Here is a 21,423-nt window from a genome sequence, read left to right as displayed (position 1 = left end):
AAAAACTCGTCAGGAAACACAAATGTGTCTTTTGACGAGTTTTATTTTACAAAAAGTAATTGTATGATTGAAACCAAAAAGTTCATGCCTGCATGCGCAATAATGGAGGTCCAGATACTTCCGGTTTTTTTGTATAAATAACAAAAGAAGAAGCCAATTGAAAAATAAATGAGGTAATGCCCATCGTTATGTGCGAGTGCAAATAGAAGTGAACTGATAGAAAAAGCCAACCAGCTTGGGCTATAAATCGACAAAATTCCTGCAATAGATCTACGGAAAACCAGTTCTTCCATAATCGGACCAGCTATTGTTGTCGCAACTAAGAAAAAAGGATATTGTTTCATGATTTGGATAATTGTTTGCGTATTTGTAGAGGTAGCAGAAGTTCCCAAAATCAATTGCTCGATTTGGGCAGCAATTACTTGGATAAAAGCAACTAAGAAAATAGAAACTATTCCTGTTAAAAGTATAGACATCCGAGTACTTTTTGGCTCTTTTCTCTCCAGTGGGTTCCGTTCTTTTTTTCTAATTAAGATTAGAAGGCAAATACAGGCTCCTAGTATGTAGGCGAAAGTAGTGAATTGAATCAACAAACCTTGACTAGGGTGAATCAGTGACGCAAAAATACCTGGAGAAAAATAGACGCATAAAAACGTTAGCACGGTAGCAAATGCATTTTTTATTGATGACATGGTGTGTTCCTTTCTTTCCTAGCAACATGTTTTAGAATAAGCAAAGTATAGCACAATTTAAAATTTGAAAAAAGAACCAAGAAATTTTTAACAAATTGCTTGCAAAAAAAAGTGAAAATGAGTATTATAGAAGAGTGGTTAGCACTTAGACATAAAGAGTGCTAACGAAAAGAATTCATTATTAAGTGGAGGGATAGAACGTGTTAAAACCATTAGGCGATCGAGTATTAATCGAAGTAGCAAAAGAAGAAGAAAAAACTGTAGGTGGGATTGTCTTGACTTCTGCCTCAAAAGAGAAACCTCAAACAGGCTCTATTGTTGCAGTTGGAGAGGGCCGTGTTTTAGAGAACGGAGAAAAAGTTGCGGTTGCTGTTCAAGTTGGTGACACTGTCATGTTTGAAAAATATGCTGGTTCCGAAGTGAAATATGAAGGAAAAGAATATTTGATTGTACACGAAAAAGATATCGTAGCGATAGTAGAATAAAAAATAGTAAAAATAATCGTATGAGGTGAAGAAAATGGCAAAAGATATTAAATTTGCAGAAGATGCACGTAGCGCAATGCTTCGTGGAGTAGACAAGTTAGCGAATACAGTAAAAGTAACATTAGGACCAAAAGGACGTAATGTAGTTTTGGAGAAATCATTTGGTTCACCACTTATTACCAATGATGGTGTGACGATTGCAAAAGAAGTGGAACTAGAAGATCACTTCGAAAACATGGGGGCAAAACTTGTATCTGAGGTTGCTTCTAAAACAAATGATATTGCAGGAGATGGGACAACTACTGCGACAGTCTTGACTCAAGCGATTGTGCGTGAAGGACTTAAAAACGTTACAGCGGGTGCAAACCCAATTGGCATTCGTAAAGGAATTGAACTAGCAACAAAAACAGCAGTAGAAGAATTACATGCCATTTCTAAAGTTGTAAATTCTAAAGAAGCGATTGCCCAAGTTGCTGCGATTTCTTCTGGTGATGACAAGATTGGTCATCTTATTGCAGATGCAATGGAAAAAGTTGGCAATGATGGTGTAATTACAATTGAAGAGTCAAAAGGAATTGATACCGAACTTGAAGTAGTTGAAGGAATGCAATTTGATCGCGGCTATCTATCACAATATATGGTGACAGATAACGATAAAATGGAAGCAGTCTTAGAAAATCCATACATTTTAATTACAGATAAAAAAATCTCTAACATTCAAGATATCTTGCCAATGCTAGAACAAATTGTTCAACAAGGCAAACAATTATTGATTATTGCAGATGATGTGGATGGAGAAGCTTTACCAACACTTGTTTTAAACAAACTACGCGGAACTTTCAGCGTATGTGCTGTGAAAGCACCAGGATTTGGTGATCGCCGTAAAGCAATGCTTGAAGACATTGCCACATTAACTGGTGGGACAGTCATTACAGAAGAGTTAGGCTTAGAATTAAAAGATACAACACTTGAATCTTTAGGAACTGCTGGGAAAGTAGTAGTTGACAAAGACAATACAACGATTGTTGAAGGCGCTGGAGAAAAAGCGGAAATTGAAAAACGTGTTGGCTTGATCCGTTCTCAAATCGCTGAGACAACTTCTGATTTTGATCGTGAAAAACTACAAGAACGTTTAGCCAAACTTGCAGGCGGGGTAGCGGTTGTCAAAGTTGGAGCGGCTACTGAAACAGAATTAAAAGAATTAAAACTACGCATTGAAGATGCTTTAAATGCAACAAGAGCAGCAGTAGAAGAAGGAATTGTTTCTGGTGGAGGAACTGCACTAGTCAATGCCTCAACTAAAGTAGCAGAAATTAAAAGCGAAGGGGATGTCGCAACCGGTGTCAAAATCGTCTTGCGCGCCTTAGAAGAACCTATTCGTCAAATCGCAACAAACGCTGGATTAGAAGGCTCTGTCATTGTAGATAAAATGAAAAATGTAGAGCTAGGAACAGGATTTAATGCAGCAACAGGAGAATGGGTCAATATGATTGAATCAGGAATTGTTGATCCAACAAAAGTAACGCGTTCAGCACTCCAAAATGCAGCAAGTGTAGCAGCATTACTTCTTACAACAGAAGCTGTTGTAGCGGATCAACCAGATGCAAATGATGGTGCACCAGCAGGCATGGGTGCTCCTGGTATGGATCCTTCTATGATGGGCGGTATGATGTAAGCAATCTTTTAGAACCTTGAGAAATCAAGGTTCTTTTTGATTTTATTTTGTTTTTGGCGGCTTGTAGGGCCAAAATAAGGCATTTCGATAGTCGAAAAGGAACACTTTTTGATAAGCAGGAATCGAGCCTTTCCATGTATCATTGAAAAAGCAAATCGCGTGCCATCTAGCTGGATTGAAGAATTCTCTAAGCAAAATTGAGTCCATAGTTCGATTGGTGACCGAACTCCACAGGAGTGTGGAGTTCTTTTAAGAGAAAAATGCACTAGCGTCTCTATTAAATTTGTCCAAAACATTGAGTCAAATTCAGTAAAGGTAAAGTAATAAAGAATAACAAGTAATTCAAATAGCATGTAGCCATGCTAACAAAAATCCCCGACACTGATTAGGTGTCAGGGGATTTTTGTGTATTTAACTCTTTTTCTACCGCCGCTGTCCTTTAACATGCTAGCTATCATTTTATCTAGAATTTCCGTGGCATTTCGCAATTTTGAGTCAGGAGGTCATTAAAGTTCACAGGCAACATCATGTTGTAATTGTTCGCAACTTCAAAGCTATCTTTATTCCTTCTTTTTTTCAATCATATTTTTTCTTTCATAAATTAGACTTTCTAGCTCTTGAAGATCTTCAGTTGTGGCAACCTTAACAAAACCTCGTGCAGCGGAACGCTTGCGGATATAATTCATTTTTTCTTTGTTATTGCTATTCCATTTCTGGTTCGCTTTTAATTGTGAATCACTAGTTTTATTTTTCGTCATGTTTGCTCTCCTTTATCAATACTAAAATCATAGAAATATTAATGATGCTTTGTAAAAGAGTAGATTGCTTACCTAACACAGTAAGAATCAAAGTAATGAACAATAAAATTAACACTAAGGTATAAATGATTTTTTTATTCATATTTGATATGCTCTAATGATAATAGAATAGAGAGGGGCAAAAGCCTCGATTCTATTAGTGATTCTTTCTATATCATCAAGCACTCTCTCAACTCCTTTCCTAAATATATAGTATATCGGATGTATAGGTAAATGGAAAATTTTTTAGAGAGTATATTTAAAATAAAAAGAGGAAGAAATTTATTCTTCCTTTTCAAGCGTATTTTTTTCAGAATCAAAATACTTTTCTAATTCATCTACTGGTATACTCGCAGCTTTAGCGAATTTTAAAGCAGTATGAAATTTAAGATTTTCACACTTTGTTTGCTTTTTTATCATCATGCTGATTGTTGATTCATATACCCCAGACTTTTTAGACAGCACGTAGTTACTTTTAAAATTGTAGTCTTCTTTAAATTTATCGAGCCAATACATTTTATCCCTCCTACAAAAAGAAATTAATCAAGGTTAAAGCAATCGCAATAATTAATAATATAATAGTTACAGTTACAAGTTTTTTCTTTTTTCATTTGCTATAATGAGTAAGCAATTGTATAATTTAAGAAGAGGGGCGAACCCCTCAACTCAATCACAAAAGTTTTTCTATTATAGAAAGTAGCTTATCTAGTATGTTTAGTATGGCTAGTACTAAACTTAAGATTACTAGTAGCTCTTTCTTTTTATTAGAAGAACTTTTTTTCTTTTACTCACTTTTCAACTCCTTGCTACGTATATAAGTATACTTCAATAGATGAAGTTTATCGGTAGTTTTATTGCTAAAAAAAAATACATTATCAGTATGAATTAAAATGCGTTTTTTTATGTAAGAGGACTATTGATAAGACAAAAAAAGAATTAGATAAATACAGTAAGTATCAACTTAAAAAGAAGAGTTTTATTTCTACATTTCGAGCATATTTCTTCTTTCAGAAATTAGACTTTCTAGCTCTTGTAAATCTTCAAGTGTCGCTTTGTTGCGTATAAACCCACGTGCGCTACTTCTTTTCGTTAAGTAATTCCTCTGTTCACGATTCTTTTCGTTGTAACGTTTTTGAGCACGTTTTAGCGCCTCATTTTTTTCTGTCATTAAGAAACCCTCCTAAAACACATACCGCATTAATCAGTAAAAAATAGGTATTATAGTGTTCTGGTTCTTTATTAAAAAGTAAAAGCAATACTGAAAATATATTGAACACGATAAACGCAAATAAAAATATTTTTCTTTTCATATTCATTACGCTAATCTAATAACATAGAGAGTGATTAAGCCTCTTAGTTTAGCCATTCTTTAAACGCTTGGGTGGCGAGTAGAATTCTTAAAACAATATTGACGACTTTTTCTATATCATCTAGCGTTTTTTCAACTCCTTTTTACATATATATATATTTGTAGTATGTATATTATGTAATTGCAAGCTTTTTCTGCATATATTTTAGAAAAAAGTACTTTTTGCAAGTTTTAGGTGCTGGTGTAGCAGTGGATAGATTAGAGAAATTTCCCCACAAAAATCACCACAATTTATGGGGAAAATAGATTTAATTTATGCTGAATAATAGTCATGTGATTTCTGTTATTCGTATAAGTTTTTTATAGTCATGTTGCTAGTAAGTACAGGGATTGGGTTTATTTTGTTTGAAAATTTCTCATTATAAAATTGTCGACCCCTGGTAGTGTAAAAAAAACAGGAGGTCGACAATGTTGTGAAAAGCCTAATTCTATAGTGTTTTGTTTGTTTTTAAGAATAAATGTGTGGTAAACTAAATATGAAAAGAGAAGATTACGATGAGGTCGACAATTTTGATCAATTCTTCCTTGTTATATCAAGCGTTCTAGAGGGCAGGCTTTTAATCTAATATAGTGAAATGTAAATATTTTTAAAAGTATTTTCGTCTTCGCTATACCACTTCTTTTAATCTAATATAGTGAAATGTAAATCTAAATGTAAAATTACAATTATAAGCTACTGAAATATCTTTTAATCTAATATAGTGAAATGTAAATAATTTAAATGACGGTCATACTGGTGTTGTAACATCCCTTTTAATCTAATATAGTGAAATGTAAATGTATAACAGGAAGTTGCCACTTGAAATATTCAGTTTCTTTTAATCTAATATAGTGAAATGTAAATAACCAACGAAGTGTACACCTATTTGGGAGGGATACACTTTTAATCTAATATAGTGAAATGTAAATTTATTTGTTTATTTCAAGACACCAGGGGCGAACAACCTTTTAATCTAATATAGTGAAATGTAAATGTTAACAGGGCTATCAATACTGATTCCCTGTTTTCTCTTTTAATCTAATATAGTGAAATGTAAATGCTGACCGATTTCCGTTTGTACTTGTAACTTTAGCACTTTTAATCTAATATAGTGAAATGTAAATGGTGGATTCGTGATGTTCGTATCTTCTAACTATTACACTTTTAATCTAATATAGTGAAATGTAAATATGTTTTGCACAGAATTATCTCTAGAATTTATTGCCCTTTTAATCTAATATAGTGAAATGTAAATTATCCTTTAGCTTATTTTCAAAAATTCATTTTGTCCTTTTAATCTAATATAGTGAAATGTAAATCCGCCCCCGTGTTCAACGTCAACTACGATACTATTCTTTTAATCTAATATAGTGAAATGTAAATTTTAACGTTTTCAAGGAATAAAATCCGTGGTTTGCTTTTAATCTAATATAGTGAAATGTAAATACTTCTTTTGATAATTCTAATGATATTTATGAATTGCCTTTTAATCTAATATAGTGAAATGTAAATAGGGTTATGAATCATCATCATGCTGTTTTCAGGCATCACTTTTAATCTAATATAGTGAAATGTAAATTTTAAGTAGTAGTAGGAAGTTAGATGTCAGAAAAACTTTTAATCTAATATAGTGAAATGTAAATGCACAAAAAAGTCTCGCATTCCGATTAAGAAATGAGAGGCTTTTGTGCGTTGCAAGCTATTAATGGCTTAATTAATCTAAAATTGTTTTCCCCTCTTTTTTTAATGTTAAGCCATACTCTAACCTGGCTGGTTTATTCATTTTTTGCTGGGCTGACTTTTTTATTTTTTTTAAAAAAAATAGTAACTGTTAAAGTGAAAGGGAGAAGAAGTGATTTTTCCTTTTCGTGAAGTGTCTTTATGATATACTATCAGAGGATAGCAGATGAAAAAAGTGCTTCATACTTTTGAAAAATACTTGGGCTAGTTTAAAAAAGTATTCACGATAATTATACGAAAATAAGCAGACAGAGGAGGCAATGGTGATGAATAACTATGATGAATTGCTAGAGCAACTAAAAGCAAATGAAATTAGTGAAATTGAAGTATCACATGAAGATTTTTTAACCTTTCGTGAAAGTTGGATCAAGCGAGAAGACCGGATGCATTTTGTGGGAGAAGCACATCTAGGTGGCAGCATTACGTATCGTTGGCAAGAAGAAATCGCATAAAAGGCTTTTTTTACTGCTACAAAAACAGGATTCTTTTTAAAAAGAACCCTGTTTTTTGACTTGTTTTAATTTTTTTATCGCCCAATCGTAGTGACTTGAGGTACTGGAAACAAAATAACTACCAAGTGTGGTGGAACCTGTCCAGGAAAATTGCTTTTTTGCAAATAATTGCTCATTCGTATACTGCTTGAGCTGCTTCATAACAGCCAAATGACTTTTTTCTAAGGATTCCTTTGCACTTTGTAGAGAAGTTTCTTGATGTTTACGGATAAATGCTTCGTTCATCTGGGCATAGTTTCGCCAGTTATAAGGAGTAGGCAAAAAACTGGAAGAAATACCCGCGTTGTTTCTTTGAATCCAGTTGAGTAATAATTGGTGCCATTCGTATAAATGAATGAGGACATCACGTAAGTTTTTGTCTCTTTGCCAATGTGCTTCTTTTTTCTTTTCTAAAAAGTCTTGATTGAAAGAAAAATCAGTTTCTTGCTTATCGATTGGAAAGGTATTTATTAGCAGTTGGAGCTGACTAAATTTTTCATTTGCAATCTGAATTAGGTCTTGCTTTGTAGTGGGTCTCGCCATAATGTTCACTCCTTTTCTTCTATACTAAGATGATAGCACACAAAAGGTGACAACTTCATGTCCACTTTTATTTAAAAAGAGCAACGTATAAATTTATCTTGCTATTGCGCCCAAAGATTTGTACCATAGAATTGTTTGGACTAATAAGGAGGAAATAAGTTGAAGAAAAAGTTAGGTTTTTTAGTAGTATGTCTAGTTGCGGTGGGGATGTCAGGATGTTCCGTCAAAATTTCGACGAAAACATCAACGAAAAGTGATACAACGAAAGAAACAGTCGCAAAAAAAGCAGAACATGTGGATTACAACGATCAGAAAGATTGGGAATTTTCTTCAGGGAAGATGCAGTCGCCCATTAATATTCCAACCAGCGAAGTGAAGAAGTTAACAGATGATTCTGGGAATATGACACTTCATTATGATACAAAAGTGTCGAAAGTTGAAAACAATGGACATAGTATTCAAGTGGCAGATGGTGGTCAAGCAGAGATTGATGGACGTCATTTTACGTTGACTCAATTTCATTTTCATGCCGCAAGTGAACATACCATTGATGGAAAACACTATCCGATGGAAGCACACTTTGTAAATACTGCTCAAGATGGACGGATTGCGGTAATTGCAGTATTTTTTGAAGAAGGAGCAGAAAACAAAGGATTCCAAGAAGTCCTTGAGGATGTCAGTCGAGATCAGACAAACGATATCACTGATTTGATGAATATGATTCCTACCAACAAAAGTTATTACCATTATTTAGGGTCACTCACAACGCCTCCTTTAAATGAAAATGTAGAGTGGTATGTGATGAAAAATCCAGTCGAAGTATCAGCTACACAAATTGCCTCATTTAAAAAATTATACGCGCATAATAACCGTAAGATTCAACCATTAAATGAGCGGGCAATTTTAGAACATGATGAATAAAAAATCCAAAAGAGCCTAGGACATAATGCAACAGTTATGTTCTAGGCTTTTACGATTCGATAAAGCAATAGAAAAGAAGCTCTTCCTTTAGAAATCAGTTAAAATAAGCAAAAATTTGCAAAGAACAGCGACTTCATTCCGACTCATTTCTCACAATTACTGTCTTACCCTCTTTTGGGCACTGTCATCAAGCTCAGCGGTATTGTTTTTTCATGCAGTCAATCGTTGTAAGCAGTCGGTTTCGTACGGATTCAGGAGCTAAAATTTTGAGGTTTGAGCCAAATGACAAAAGAAAGGCATCAAGCCAACCATCTTCGACAAGCTGGGTACGAACAGTGAGTGACCCGTCATGATTTTTTGTAATGGAGTGGGGGTCAAATTCGTCCCAAACTCGGAACGAAACATTTTTTTTAAAGTGTAAATGTAGGGAAACCAACTTTGTGGTTGCTGAATAAGGCGCATCAATGGGTGGCGTTTCTAGCTGGATAGTTGACTCAAAAGAAGTACCCAACTTCATTTGACTCATTCGATTGACTTTATAAGTCCTGTATGCATGTTTATCTGGATGATAGGCTTGTAAATACCAAACACGAGATTTGAAAATTAGTTTAATCGGATAGACTTTAGTAGGAGAAGTTTTTCCGTTTGAATTAAAGTAGGTAAAGAGTATGCTTTTATTAGCTAGAATTGCTGTTTTGATCACTTCAAATTTTTGCGTTTGATGAGAGCTTGAGCCCCACTGTGAAAAGTCAACTTCAAACCAGTGACTGTCGGATTGACCAAAGAAGGTACGGAGTTTCGCAAGTGCGTGCTGTGTATTTTCAGGCTCAAGCGTACTCAAGGTTTGCAAAGCAAGTACCAGTTGCTGTTGTTCTACTTCAGAGAGAATGGTTTTATCCAATGTATAGTTTTCCAAAATGGAGACTCCTCCATATCGTCCTCTGGTCGTGTAAAGCGGAATTCCAGCTATCATGAGCGCCTCTATATCACGCAAGATGGTCCGTTTAGATACTTCAAAGTGTTGCGCTAGTTCAGTCGTCGTCATCTTTTGCTTTTTAAGCAGGAGATAAACAATCTCAAACATCCGGTTTATTTTCATCCAGCAAGCGTCCTTTCCTTTTTTTATACCCTATAGTATACTATTTTTGCTAGCTGTCAATCGTTGGGGATGAATTTCCTACTGGTGCTATGTAGTGAAATAGGGAGCCAGTTATTCAACGAAACGAAGGAGAGTGCTATTTTTTTCCCGGATGTTGCTGCATAGAAAGAGCAGCAACTAATCTATTATCTAGAAGAGGTGAAAGTATGAATTACAGCGTGATTACAGGAGCAAGTTCAGGTATAGGATATGCTACAGCTTGGAAACTGGCACAAAAAAAACATAACCTAATCTTAATTGCCCGAAATGATGAAAAGTTAACCGCATTAAAAAATAATATTTTAGAAAAAGACCCAAGCTTAGACATAAAAGTTTTTGCTAGTGATCTTTCAGACAGTCAAGAAGTCCAGCAACTTATTCAAGAATTGGATCGATATCCTCTTGATTACTTTATCAACAATGCTGGTTTTGGCATTGCAGGAGATATTTTAAGTACTGATCCAGGCAAAATCGTAAAAATGATTGATTTAGATGTAACCAATTTAGTAAAATTATCGGTTTGGTTTGCTCAAAAATATCAAGCGGATAGCGAAAAGCAATTATTGAATGTCTCTTCGACTGCTGGATATGAATTAAACACTAGAGCCGTTTTATATGCCGCAAGTAAACAGTTTGTGGCTGCCTTTACTGAAGGACTTGCGTTAGAATTAAAAAAGAAAGGCCTTCCTCTTCAAGTAAAAGTTATTGCACCTTATGCAACCGAAACGAATTTTGCCAAGACGAGTCTTGGTAGTGAAACGTTTTCTTACAAAGAAAGTTATGAACACTACCATACGCCAGAACAAATGGCGACATTCATTTTTGAACTGCTTCAATCTGATGGAGTGGTGGGGAAAATCAACCCCGAAACCATGAAACTTGAAATCAGTGGACCAAAATTAGATTGGCATAAATAGTGATAAATGGCACAGAAAAAATCTGAAAAAGTTAGGAAACGAAAGAAAACAAGTAAATGCAAAAACATTGCAAGGGTATTGTGATCTTTAATCTTGTGTAAGTAAAACGGTTTTTGTGGCAACTCGAGAGACAAAAGTCGGGTCATGTTCGACAAAAATCATTGATGGTTTGACATCATGGAGCAATGCTTCCAATTGCTTGTGGTTGAAAAGATCTAAATAATTCAGTGGTTCATCCCAAATGTAGAGTTCAGCAGGAGTGGATAGTGATTTTGCTAATTCCACTTTTTTGCGTTGGCCCATACTCATTTGTTCAATCTTTTGCTCAAAAACAGTTCGTTCCATGCCTAATTTTTTTAAATTCATCAAAAATACTTGATAGTCAATTTTATTTTTTTTAGCAAAATCGGGAAGTGTCCCCAAGTTGTCTTCGTAATTTTGTCTGACGCAACTGATACTAAGAGAACTGGCTAAGTGACAGTTGCCACTGCTTTTTCCGGTGAAGTGACCGGATAATTGTTGAATCAGACTTGATTTACCCGATCCATTTGCACCGATAATCGCCAATCGCTCGCCTTTTTCCAAAGTGAAGCTCACCGGTAGAAACAATTGTTTTTCATCATATGAAAGGGTTAAATTTTCAGCAGAGACTAATCGCTCTTTATGTGAGGGACGAAAATCCATCACCAAGGGCTCAAGATACTCAATGTTTTTTAACAGCTGTTCTTTTTCTGCGATTTGCTTTTCAATACGACCACTAATTGCTTTCGAACGCTTCATCATTCGTTTCGCTTTGGCACTAACGAATCCATCGTGCCCAGTACCTCCACTACCTTTGATAGTGGGATTGCCGTGATTATCGGCTTCTCTTGAAATTGCCCAGTTGGATTTTTCAATCCTAGAGCTTTTTAAGCGGGTAATTTCTTTTGCAATCTTTTTATTTTGCTCTACTTCAAAAGTGTCTTTGTTTTGCTTTTCCTGTTCATAGGTTGTAAAATTTCCTTGATAAAGTAGCAGTTGCGTTTTTTCAATGGCTAAGATGTGATTAACCACTTCGTCAATAAACTGACGGTCATGGCTAACGACGATAAAGCCTTGTTTCTTGTTTTTTAGATAAGTCGCTACCTGTTTTCTAGAAGGGATATCTAGATGGTTGGTCGGTTCATCTAGTAAAGGAAAGCGGGTATCATCTGTAAACAAAAGTGCAAGTAAGAGTTTGGTTTGTTCTCCACCAGAAAGTGTCGCAAATGGTTGCCAAAGTAGTTCCCAAGAGAGCTGAAGCCCGTTCATCTCACGTTTGAGCTTCCACTCCTCAAAGACACTGATTTCAGTTAAAACTTCATGAGTCAAGGCCTGTTTATCTTGAATCGTTTGAGGAAAGTAAACAAAATTTGCTTTATGCTGAATGCTACCAGTATGGGGCAGTTTTCCCATAAGTAACTGGAGGAATGTAGTTTTTCCTCGCCCATTTCGTCCAATCAAGCCTAATTTCCAAGATTCATCTAAATTCAAAGAGGTTTGATCAAAAAGTAATCCTTCTTGCGCATCAAAACCAAATGTTAAGTGTTGTATTTTTATTGTAGACATATTCGACCTCCGTATCAAAGACAAGAGTTATTTTGAGGAGGAAGAGCCGTAAAAAGTGCACAAAAAGAGACCTTTCACTGAAAAGACAAGTCCATCCTCAAAATCTGCACACCAATCCCTAAGAGTCAATATAGGTATGGTCTTCATGCAGCTTCAGTAGATGACTTATTTAATCAATGCAAGATCCCTCGTTTCCGTTAATGTTGTGTTGATAATAGCACAAGCCTAAATCATCTGTCAACTGTTTTACTAATACAGAAAATTTGGTCAGAAAGACTACAATTTACAAGGAAATCAAGTATAATAGAAGAAACAGAAACTAAGAAATGAGCGTACTATGAAACAAGTAAACTTAAAACAACAAGCAGTAAAAAAATTGAAAAATGGCTATCCTTTAGTCAAAGAACAAGACTTAGCCATCCCAATCACACAATCTGAACAAGATCAGCTCGTGCAATTTTGCTCAAACAAAAATGAAATTATTGGGACTGGTTATTTAAGCGCCCAGAATAAAGGTATTGGATGGGTGTTTAATGCTCCAAAATTTCAATGGACCAAGCATGAGTTAGCAAGGCTCTTTCAATCGGCGTTTCACAAGCGTTCGGCTTATTTCCATGATGAAGGAACGACTGCTTTTCGTCTATTTAATGGAGAAGGGGACGGCCTAGGCGGGGTGACAATTGATTTTTATGCAGGATTTTTAGTCGTTTCTTGGTACAATCAATTTGTTTACCAAGAAAAAGCGCAATTATTGGCGGCTATTGGACTGACTGATTTGAAAATTGAGGGGATTTACGAAAAAATTCGGTTTCCACATGACACAAAGCTTGCAACGGAACATGTTTGTGGAAAGGAGGCACCAGAGCCGTTAGTTATTTACGAAAATGGCGTTGCATTTGCAACTTATTTAAACGAGGGGTGGATGACGGGCATCTTTTTAGATCAAAAAGAAGTCCGTGGGAAACTTGTCAACGGTTTTTTAGCAGGTAAAACGCTGCTCAATACATTTAGCTATACTGGTGCTTTTTCAGTAGCAGCAGCAATGGGCGGAGCGCTTGGAACCACTAGTGTGGACTTGGCCAAAAGAAGCTTGGAAAAAACGAAAGAGCAATTCTCAGTCAATCAACTTCCGCTTGACAATCATGACATCATTGTGATGGATGTGTTTAACTATTTCCGTTATGCAAAGAAAAAAGGCAAGAGTTTCGACTGTGTTTTACTAGATCCACCAAGTTTTGCAAGAAGTAAGAAGCATACTTTCTCCGTTGCCAAAAATTATGGCGAGCTAGTTGGCGAAGTTGAGCCATTAATTGCAAGAGAAGGCTATTTAATCGCTTCGACAAATGCAGCCAATGTTTCAGAGTCTAAATTTAAAAAAATGATTGAAGAGGCTTTAAAGTCTAAGCAACGTGTGTATCGTTTGGTAGAACACTTTCAACTTCCAGCTGATTTTAAAGTAGCAAGCTCTTTTCCAGAAGGCAATTATCTAAAGGTATTTCTTTATAAGTTGGACGACTAAAAAGTAAGAAAAGTAGGTGAAGGAATGGCAATTTCTGTACGGAACCTAGTGATAGGGAGCGGTAGGCCCAAAATATGTGTACCAATAGTTGCTCAAGATGAAACAGAAATCATGCAACAAATAGCCGAAATGAAAGAAAAGCCTGTCGATATGGTTGAGTGGCGAATGGATTTTTTAAATGATTTTAACCAAGCCGATGTGCTATTAAAAAAGATGCGGATAGCCCTTAATCATACGCCTATCTTAGCAACCTTTCGTACCCAAAAAGAAGGAGGCCATACGCCTTTTTCTGAAAAAGAGTACGAACAACTAATGTCATCAATTCTGGCAACAAATTGTGCAGATTTGTTAGATATTGAACTTTTTATTTCGGATGAGGTCCGTGACCGATTAGTAAAACTTGCCCAAATGACTGGAACAAAAGTGGTAATGAGTAATCATGATTTTGATCAGACTCCGTCCAAAGAGGTCATTCAGTCGCGCCTTCTCTTGATGGAAAAGTTAGGCGCAGATATTTGTAAAATAGCTGTTATGCCACAAAATAGTGGCGATGTACTCCGTTTGCTGGAAGCGACCAATGAACTCAAAAACGAGGTGCAAGTTCCGCTTGTGACAATGGCAATGGGGTCGCTAGGGGTCATTAGCCGTATTAGTGGAGAACTCTTTGGTTCTGCGCTAACTTTTGGCTCGCTCAATCAAGCTTCAGCACCAGGACAGCTACCAATTGAAGCCCTCAAGCAAGCACTTGAATGTTTGGAACAGTAAAAAGCAGCGAACCTTAGCCTAACGGTTCGCTGCTTTTGTTTTTTTTTGATTATTCTGCTGTATTTAAATCAAATACTTCAATATTATCTAAACCACCGTATGCTTCATACCAAGGGGTAGCACCTTTAAGAATATCATTAAGAGCATCTACATTTTCTTTTCCTTTTGTATCTAACCAGCGAACTAATTCTTCTTTCCCGCCTTTAGCGTATGCAGGGACACCTTCACGCCATGTAGCACGACCACCAAGAATACCACTATATTTTGCACCATGTTTTGCGGCAAATTTTAGTTCATCTTGAAATGTTTTGGTTGGAACACCTGCACTTAGATAAATGAAGGGACGTGTTGCTGCATCACTTGCTTCTTTAAAATAAGCAGCCGCTTCTTCTTGTGTATAAACAGCTGGATCTCCGTTTTCTGTATAGCCTTCCACATATTTGAAAAGCACAGGAACTTCTACTTTTAATACATCAATATGATATTTGTCTTTGGTAAATTCCTTGATGGTATCAATTACTTTTTTAGGTTTAATTTTTGCAAACTCTGGACTATGATCATCTGTAATCTCATTATCATAGACAATTGGTTCGACAAATACTGGGATATCAGCTGTACGAGCTTCGTCGCCTAGTCTTTCAAGAAAAGCATGCTTTTTCTCTAAAATTTCTTTTGGTTCATCAGGATTATAGTAAACCAAGACTTTTGCTGCATCTGCGCCTTTTTTAAGTAAGCGTTGACAAGATTCATCTGGTAACAATTCAGGCAAACGTCCTGGTGTTGAAACATCGTAACCGGTTTTTTCATAAGACATAATCAAACCAGAATTAGGATTTTTCGCTGCCATACCTTTAAACCCGTATTGTTCGTCTAATAAAATCGCACTTACATATTTAGTCAACTCTTCTGAGACTAATTCTTTAAATTCATATACCATATCCACAGAGTACTTGTCAGGGCCAACTGCCGTTTCCATCATTTTGACCATCGAGCCACGTTGGTCAATAGCAAGTGCTGCAATGACACCGTCGTTATTTGATAATTGTTGCATTTTTTCAAATTTACCTCTTGAAATACGTTTCTTTCCCATTACAAAAACCTCCTCAATAATTAACTACGACCCTATTCTAAAACTATTGTAAAAATTGAGCAACTGATAACCCTTTTGCTCTATCCATTGTTTTGAAGAAAGGATTCTTGTGCTAAAATAAGAATGAGGTGAGGGATATGGCAAAGAAAAAAATACAAAAAACAAATGCCATCCGGATGGTAGAACAGCAAAAAGTACCCTATGAGGAGACAGAATTTCCTTGGTCAGAAGATCACATTGATGCTATTTCGGTTGCACATAAGTTGGGCGTGCCAGAAGAAAGAATTTTTAAAACATTGGTGACCGTCGGAAATAAGACTGGTCCAGTGGTCGCTGTTATTCCTGGCAATGAGGCACTAGATTTAAAGGCCTTAGCAAAAGTCAGCGGCAATAAAAAAATGGAGATGTTACCACTTAAGGAGTTAGAAGCAACTACGGGATATATTCGAGGAGGTTGTTCTCCGATTGGCATGAAAAAAAGGTTTCCAACCTACATTGCAGAGCAAGCAAAGGAAATAGAGGACATCTATGTTTCGGCTGGAAAACGTGGGATGCAGATCAGGCTAGCTCCAAAGGATTTGATTCAGCTTTCTAAAGGAAAATTTGCCGCATTAACAATAAAAAAAGAGGACGGCAGAAGTGATGAACTTCGAGAGATAAGTAGAAATTCATAGGAATTTTTCTTCATATTTTACTTACTTATAGGAGAAATCACTTTTACTAACCACCGTGTATTTGAATAGTAAAAAGCCCCTGACATATCTTAAAGGTTATGTCAGGGGTACTTTTTTTAGTCATAATTTGTATACGCAGCAATCTGGGCAGCATGCTTGCCGGCTACGTAGCCAGTGACAAAGGCTGCTGTAATGTTGTAGCCACCAGTATAACCATTGATGTCCAAGACTTCACCAGTGAAGAATAGGCCTGCTACGACTTTACTTTCTAGTGTTTTGGGCGTGATTTCTTTTAGGCTAATCCCGCCACCAGTCACAAAGGATTTTTCAATTGGCCATGTCCCATTTATCTTGATTGGAAAGTTCTTCAAAAGAGTGACAAATTTTTCTAATTCTTTTGGTTCCATCTGCTTATAGGGTTTATTCTCATCAATAGTTGCTTTTTCAAGTAAGAAAAGTAAGTAACGCTCAGGCAACAAAAACTTCAGAGCATTTTTGACAGATTTATTTGCGCCTTCTTTTTTTACCAACTCAAGTTCTCGTGTCAGTGTTGGTGCATCCTTTTCGGGAAAAACATCTAAAATCGCAGTTACTTCACTAGCAGATTCCAAAAGTTTGTTCACAAACATACTACATCTAAGTGCGGCAGGACCAGAAAGTCCAAAATGAGTAAAAAGTAAATCCATTTGGTGGGTGACAATGGGCTTTTCCTTTGGTCCGAGGATACTGAGGCTAACATCTTGCATTGATAGCCCTTGTAATTGTTTGTCTCGAATAAATGGTTCATTGGAGACTAGTGGCGCTTCCGTCGCAAATAAAGGGGTAACCGTATGACCCAGCTTTTTGGCAAAACGGTAGCCATCACCCGTTGAACCAGTATGTTGATAGGTTTTTCCACCAGTAGCAACAATCAGGCATGCAGTTTGGTACGTTTCACCACTACTTAGCTCAACCCCTGTGATTTGGTTATTTTCTGCTAGAATGTTTTTGACACTAGCTTCTGTTTTAATCGTTACATGAAGTTGTTCTAATTGTTCGCTGAGACAATTCACTACACTTTTTGAGCGATTGCTTACAGGAAACATTCGTCCGTGATCTTCTTCTTTCAAATGTACGCCATGCTCCTCAAAAAAAGCCATGATTTGGTGGTTATCAAACTGTGAAAACGCACTGAATAAAAATTTTCCATTTCCAGGGATATGCGCAATGACTTCTTCTTTACTCCGATTGTTGGTTACGTTGCACCTGCCACCACCTGTTAGCAACAATTTTTTTCCTAATCGTTTATTTTTTTCAAGTAATAAGGTTTTGGCTCCATGTTCGGCTGCTGAAACTGCGGCCATCATCCCACTTGTACCAGCACCAATGACTATCACATCATATTTCATTTTGTTTGTTCCCCCTTAATTCTTTTGTATTTTATCATAGAATTCAAAGGGAAAGAAATAGAATTTTGAAGCGAGTAAAAAATATCTTGAAAATGTTTTCTAGAATACTTGAAAAAAGTATCGAAAAAACGTAAAGTAGTACATGTATAAACGGAACACCAAGACCTTTTCAAGGAGGAATAGAAATGTCACATATAAAGTTTGATTTTTCAAAAGTCGGAAAATTTATCGGTGAAAAAGAATTAGGGTATATGCAAAGTCAAGTTACCGCCGCTCATAATGAATTAAGAGAAGGAACTGGCGCGGGTAGTGACTTTACTGGATGGGTAGATCTACCAGCAAACTATGACAAAGAAGAATTTGCACGTATCAAAGCCGCTGCTAAAAAAATTCAAGCTGATTCAGAAGTTCTAATCGTAATTGGAATTGGAGGCTCTTATTTAGGCGCAAAAGCAGCACTTGATTTCTTGAACCACTCTTTTTATAACTTTTTAGATGGTAAAGAACGCAAAGCACCACAAATTTTCTTTGCAGGAAACAGTATTAGCTCTACTTATTTATCAGATTTGATTCAAATTATTGGCGATCGTGATTTCTCAGTCAACGTGATTTCAAAATCTGGGACGACAACAGAGCCAGCAATTGCGTTTCGTGTTTTTAAAGAATTATTATTGAAAAAATATGGCAAAGAAGAAGCAAACAAACGTATTTATGCCACAACAGATAAAGCAAAAGGTGCAGTAAAAGTCGAAGCAGATGCTGAGGGATGGGAAACATTTGTGATTCCAGATGATGTCGGTGGACGTTATTCTGTCTTAACTGCAGTAGGATTGTTACCAATTGCAGCAAGTGGTGCAGATGTAGATGCACTAATGAAAGGTGCAGCAGATGCGCGTACTGCTTACAGTAGCGATAAATTAGAAGAAAATGAAGCCTATCAATATGCAGCGTTACGCAATGTGTTATATCGTAAAGGTAAAGTTACGGAACTTTTAATCAATTACGAACCAAGCCTACAATACTTCTCAGAATGGTGGAAACAATTGTTTGGTGAGTCAGAAGGAAAAGATCAAAAAGGTATCTATCCGTCAAGTGCAAACTTCTCAACTGACTTGCACTCTTTAGGTCAATACATCCAAGAGGGACGTCGTAATATCTTTGAAACGGTGATTAAGGTGGACAAAGCGCGCCATACACTGACAATCCCTGAATTAGAGGAAGATTTAGATGGACTAGGCTACTTGCAAGGAAAAGAAATTGATTTTGTAAATACAAAAGCATTCCAAGGAACACTTTTAGCACATACAGATGGAGATGTACCAAACTTTGTTGTAACCATTCCTGAAACAGATGCTTATACACTGGGTTACTTGATGTATTTCTTTGAAATTGCTTGTGGTGTTTCTGGTTACCTCAATGGAATCAATCCGTTTGACCAACCAGGAGTAGAAGCCTACAAGAAAAACATGTTTGCGCTTCTTGGCAAACCAGGTTTTGAAGAATTACAAAAAGAATTAGAAGAACGTCTGTAAACTAACGTTATACATGAAGATTCGTGATAAAACGAGACCACATGAGAGTCCAAACAGGACTCTCATGTGGTCTTTTTATGTTTGTTTAAAGCGTTTCTACCGAACAACCATTCATAAAAAGATAAATTGCTATAAATCAAGACAATGATTCTTGTCTGAAAAGTAAATAGCATACAAGCCGCTAATGTAGTTTTTAAAACCTAATTTAGCTGAGAGCGGACTAGCACTTTTACTCATTTTTTTCCTGCAAACTAGATTTAAAAAAAGTTTTTGCTTTTTATTGTCTTTTTTTAGATAGCATGCTATATTATTTTTATATTACATAGCACGCTACGTAATTTGAAAAGACAATAAAAAGAAAAGAGGAATGACAGATGGGATTATTTTTTAAAGATAAGGCATTTGATTTTGAAACTATGAGAACGTTAAACTATTATAATTATCAAGGGGCAGAGCTAGGCGAAGTTTTGTCTGTTTCTAAAAAAATTGAAGAAGAAAATTTTGAGAGTTGGTTTGAACATTGGCAAAAATTAGCACAAACAGTGGAAAAACTTGGTCAAAACTCTTTAACCAAAAAGCATAAAGTGAGTGCTAGAGAGGCCTATCTTCGAGCAAGTAATTATTACCGAACAGCAGAATTTTTTATGGAAAATTCAGAACCTAAAAGGATTGCCTGTTATCAAAAGAGTGTTCAGACCTTTGCAGAAGCAATGAAATTGTTTTCTGTGCCGTGTAAAAAAGTAGCCATTCCATTTGAAGAGTACTACATGCATGGATACCTTTATGTTACAGCAAAAGAAGCACCGATTCTTATTTTTATTGGTGGATATGATTCAACCGCGGAAGAACTTTACTTTTCTGGAGCAGCGGCGGCGATAAAACGAGGATACAATGTGTTGATTTTTGATGGTCCAGGACAAGGAGAAGCGTTGAGAATGCAAGGCAAAGCAGGACGTTTTGACTATGAAAAACCCATTAGTGCGGCCATTGACTTTTTAGAAAAAGATCAGGATGTAGATACGACTAAATTTATTGGCTTGATGGGAATGAGCCTGGGTGGTTACTATGCAGCGAGAGCCTCTGCTTTTGAGCCAAGAATCGATGCGTGTATCTTGTTTGATGTCTTTACGAATGTGTGGCAATCCATTATCCAAAAAACACCAATGCTTGGCAAACTAACTTCTGCAACGCCAGAAATGAGAAAAACCATGTCCGCCCAAGCGGACGCCAATACCCGTTGGTTGATTCAAAATGGTTTATGGGTATTTGGCTGCAAAGATCTACCTGAATTGGTGAGAGAAGTTCAAAAATACAACTTAGAACCAGTTGCTGCACAAATCAAGTGTCCGATGCTATTACTTTTTGGTACGCAAGATCATTTTGTCAATGAAGCACAACTAGAATTATTAAAAAGTAGCTTGACGTGCGACTATCAAGATTATATATTTGATGAGGAATTAGGTGCTCAAGAACACTGTCAAGAAGGAAATCAGTCTTATGCTAGTCAAGTAATTTTTGATTGGCTAGATGAAAAAAAGGAGGAAAAAATTGAATCTATTTAAGAGTCATGGGTTTAAACTGAATCGGTTGTCCAATACCGCTTCTACTCAGCTTGAAAATGAGTTGATGAGGAAGTACGATGTGACGCTGAGTCAATGGGCCGTGCTGGCTATTGTCTGGGAGCACGAGGGGATTCGTTCTTCTGATTTACAGGAAATATTGCATGTGAAAGTTTCAACCGCTTCTGGCGTGATTAAGAGAATGGAAAAAAAAGGCTTGATTGTAAGAAAAAAAAATAGAGAAGATCGTCGAGAAATGCACCTTTATTCGACTGAGCTGTCTAAGAATATGGCAGTAGAAGTGGTCGAAACTGTAAAAGAATTAAACCGTGAAATGCTGCATGGATTTTCTGCTGAAGAAAAAGAATTATTTATGAATCTGATGGATCGAGCCTATAAAAATCTAACCCAATAATCAATCGTTTCAAGAAGTGATTTTGACAAACTTGTCTCGAATTTAAGAATAAAAAAATGTTCTGCTTCTATCATTTACATGGATAGTAAGAACCTGAAATGTAACTTTTGAGTTATGTCTCAGGTTCTTCTTTGTGTTATAATAAA

At 36.3% G+C, this 21,423-nt stretch carries 20 protein-coding genes and 1 CRISPR repeat array; of the genes, 11 read left to right on the top strand and 9 right to left on the bottom strand.

Features of this window, described 5'->3' with window-relative positions:
- Window positions 1-41 precede the first annotated feature (41 nt).
- A complete protein-coding gene (locus CBF30_RS05415; protein WP_126823494.1) occupies window positions 42-692 on the bottom strand; it encodes a CPBP family intramembrane glutamic endopeptidase in 651 nt (216 codons plus the stop codon).
- A gap of 200 nt (window positions 693-892) precedes the next feature.
- Between CBF30_RS05415 and groES the strand changes: the two genes are divergently transcribed.
- Window positions 893-1,177: a co-chaperone GroES gene (groES, locus tag CBF30_RS05410; RefSeq protein WP_126823492.1), complete on the top strand. Its 285-nt coding sequence runs from the start codon at window positions 893-895 to the stop codon at window positions 1,175-1,177.
- A 34-nt stretch (window positions 1,178-1,211) separates the two neighbouring features.
- Window positions 1,212-2,852: a chaperonin GroEL gene (groL, locus tag CBF30_RS05405; RefSeq protein ID WP_126823490.1), complete on the top strand. Its 1,641-nt coding sequence runs from the start codon at window positions 1,212-1,214 to the stop codon at window positions 2,850-2,852.
- A gap of 560 nt (window positions 2,853-3,412) precedes the next feature.
- Here groL and CBF30_RS05400 read toward each other — a convergent pair.
- From CBF30_RS05400 to CBF30_RS05390, 3 genes are all read right to left on the bottom strand, one after another.
- A complete protein-coding gene (locus CBF30_RS05400) occupies window positions 3,413-3,610 on the bottom strand; it encodes a hypothetical protein (RefSeq protein ID WP_126823488.1) in 198 nt (65 codons plus the stop codon).
- Window positions 3,611-3,931: 321 nt separating this feature from the next.
- The gene (locus CBF30_RS05395; RefSeq protein ID WP_126822997.1) at window positions 3,932-4,165 is read right to left on the bottom strand and encodes a hypothetical protein; all 234 of its coding nucleotides are present in this window, start codon (window positions 4,163-4,165) and stop codon (window positions 3,932-3,934) included.
- Between the two features lie 466 nt (window positions 4,166-4,631).
- Window positions 4,632-4,817, bottom strand: a complete 186-nt coding sequence (locus CBF30_RS05390; protein WP_126823486.1) for a hypothetical protein — start codon at window positions 4,815-4,817, stop codon at window positions 4,632-4,634.
- A 755-nt stretch (window positions 4,818-5,572) separates the two neighbouring features.
- Window positions 5,573-6,641: direct repeats of the CRISPR family, unit length 29 nt; unit sequence CTTTTAATCTAATATAGTGAAATGTAAAT.
- A gap of 363 nt (window positions 6,642-7,004) precedes the next feature.
- Here CBF30_RS05390 and CBF30_RS05385 point away from each other — a divergent pair.
- Window positions 7,005-7,190, top strand: a complete 186-nt coding sequence (locus CBF30_RS05385) for a hypothetical protein (RefSeq protein WP_211340471.1) — start codon at window positions 7,005-7,007, stop codon at window positions 7,188-7,190.
- Window positions 7,191-7,226: 36 nt separating this feature from the next.
- Here CBF30_RS05385 and CBF30_RS05380 read toward each other — a convergent pair whose 3' ends face one another.
- A complete protein-coding gene (locus CBF30_RS05380) occupies window positions 7,227-7,772 on the bottom strand; it encodes a ClbS/DfsB family four-helix bundle protein (RefSeq protein ID WP_126823482.1) in 546 nt (181 codons plus the stop codon).
- Between the two features lie 159 nt (window positions 7,773-7,931).
- On the opposite strand from CBF30_RS05380, the gene CBF30_RS05375 reads away from it, so the two are divergent.
- A complete protein-coding gene (locus CBF30_RS05375; RefSeq protein ID WP_211340470.1) occupies window positions 7,932-8,693 on the top strand; it encodes a carbonic anhydrase in 762 nt (253 codons plus the stop codon).
- Between the two features lie 193 nt (window positions 8,694-8,886).
- On the opposite strand, the gene CBF30_RS05370 is transcribed toward CBF30_RS05375, so the two are convergent.
- Window positions 8,887-9,792, bottom strand: a complete 906-nt coding sequence (locus CBF30_RS05370) for a helix-turn-helix transcriptional regulator (RefSeq protein ID WP_126823480.1) — start codon at window positions 9,790-9,792, stop codon at window positions 8,887-8,889.
- A gap of 206 nt (window positions 9,793-9,998) precedes the next feature.
- Here CBF30_RS05370 and CBF30_RS05365 point away from each other — a divergent pair, with 206 nt between their 5' ends.
- A complete protein-coding gene (locus tag CBF30_RS05365) occupies window positions 9,999-10,748 on the top strand; it encodes an SDR family NAD(P)-dependent oxidoreductase (RefSeq protein ID WP_126823478.1) in 750 nt (249 codons plus the stop codon).
- Between the two features lie 87 nt (window positions 10,749-10,835).
- On the opposite strand, the gene abc-f is transcribed toward CBF30_RS05365, so the two are convergent.
- Complete coding sequence (abc-f, locus tag CBF30_RS05360; protein ID WP_126823476.1) at window positions 10,836-12,335, bottom strand: ribosomal protection-like ABC-F family protein; 1,500 nt, start codon at window positions 12,333-12,335, stop codon at window positions 10,836-10,838.
- 337 nt (window positions 12,336-12,672) lie between these two features.
- Between abc-f and CBF30_RS05355 the strand changes: the two genes are divergently transcribed.
- Window positions 12,673-13,854: a class I SAM-dependent rRNA methyltransferase gene (locus CBF30_RS05355; RefSeq protein WP_126823474.1), complete on the top strand. Its 1,182-nt coding sequence runs from the start codon at window positions 12,673-12,675 to the stop codon at window positions 13,852-13,854.
- A 24-nt stretch (window positions 13,855-13,878) separates the two neighbouring features.
- Entirely contained in the window at window positions 13,879-14,619 is a 741-nt protein-coding gene (aroD, locus tag CBF30_RS05350) for a type I 3-dehydroquinate dehydratase (RefSeq protein ID WP_126823472.1), read from the top strand.
- A gap of 49 nt (window positions 14,620-14,668) precedes the next feature.
- Here the strand turns inward: aroD and CBF30_RS05345 are convergent, their stop codons facing one another.
- Window positions 14,669-15,709 carry a tagatose 1,6-diphosphate aldolase gene (locus CBF30_RS05345; RefSeq protein WP_126823470.1) on the bottom strand — a complete coding sequence of 347 codons (1,041 nt, stop codon included), beginning with the start codon at window positions 15,707-15,709 and terminating at the stop codon, window positions 14,669-14,671.
- Window positions 15,710-15,846: 137 nt separating this feature from the next.
- Between CBF30_RS05345 and ybaK the strand changes: the two genes are divergently transcribed.
- Window positions 15,847-16,383, top strand: coding sequence for a Cys-tRNA(Pro) deacylase (gene ybaK, locus CBF30_RS05340; RefSeq protein ID WP_126823468.1), 537 nt, complete (start codon window positions 15,847-15,849; stop codon window positions 16,381-16,383).
- A gap of 116 nt (window positions 16,384-16,499) precedes the next feature.
- Here ybaK and CBF30_RS05335 read toward each other — a convergent pair whose 3' ends face one another.
- Window positions 16,500-17,771 carry a BaiN/RdsA family NAD(P)/FAD-dependent oxidoreductase gene (locus tag CBF30_RS05335; RefSeq protein ID WP_126823466.1) on the bottom strand — a complete coding sequence of 424 codons (1,272 nt, stop codon included), beginning with the start codon at window positions 17,769-17,771 and terminating at the stop codon, window positions 16,500-16,502.
- A 185-nt stretch (window positions 17,772-17,956) separates the two neighbouring features.
- Between CBF30_RS05335 and CBF30_RS05330 the strand changes: the two genes are divergently transcribed.
- The 3 genes from CBF30_RS05330 to CBF30_RS05320 all read left to right on the top strand — a co-directional run bounded on the left by CBF30_RS05330 (window position 17,957) and on the right by CBF30_RS05320 (window position 21,277).
- Entirely contained in the window at window positions 17,957-19,303 is a 1,347-nt protein-coding gene (locus tag CBF30_RS05330; RefSeq protein ID WP_126823465.1) for a glucose-6-phosphate isomerase, read from the top strand.
- A 374-nt stretch (window positions 19,304-19,677) separates the two neighbouring features.
- Entirely contained in the window at window positions 19,678-20,865 is a 1,188-nt protein-coding gene (locus CBF30_RS05325; protein WP_126823463.1) for an alpha/beta hydrolase family protein, read from the top strand.
- Entirely contained in the window at window positions 20,852-21,277 is a 426-nt protein-coding gene (locus tag CBF30_RS05320) for a MarR family winged helix-turn-helix transcriptional regulator (RefSeq protein WP_170168950.1), read from the top strand. The genes CBF30_RS05325 and CBF30_RS05320 overlap by 14 nt, the downstream gene beginning before the upstream one ends.
- Window positions 21,278-21,423 lie beyond the last annotated feature (146 nt).

The organism is Vagococcus entomophilus (assembly GCF_003987595.1).
GTDB classification, from domain to species: domain Bacteria; phylum Bacillota; class Bacilli; order Lactobacillales; family Vagococcaceae; genus Vagococcus_E; species Vagococcus_E entomophilus.
Note: the sequence above shows the minus strand (reverse complement) of the source record. Positions and strands in the feature narration are given on the sequence as shown.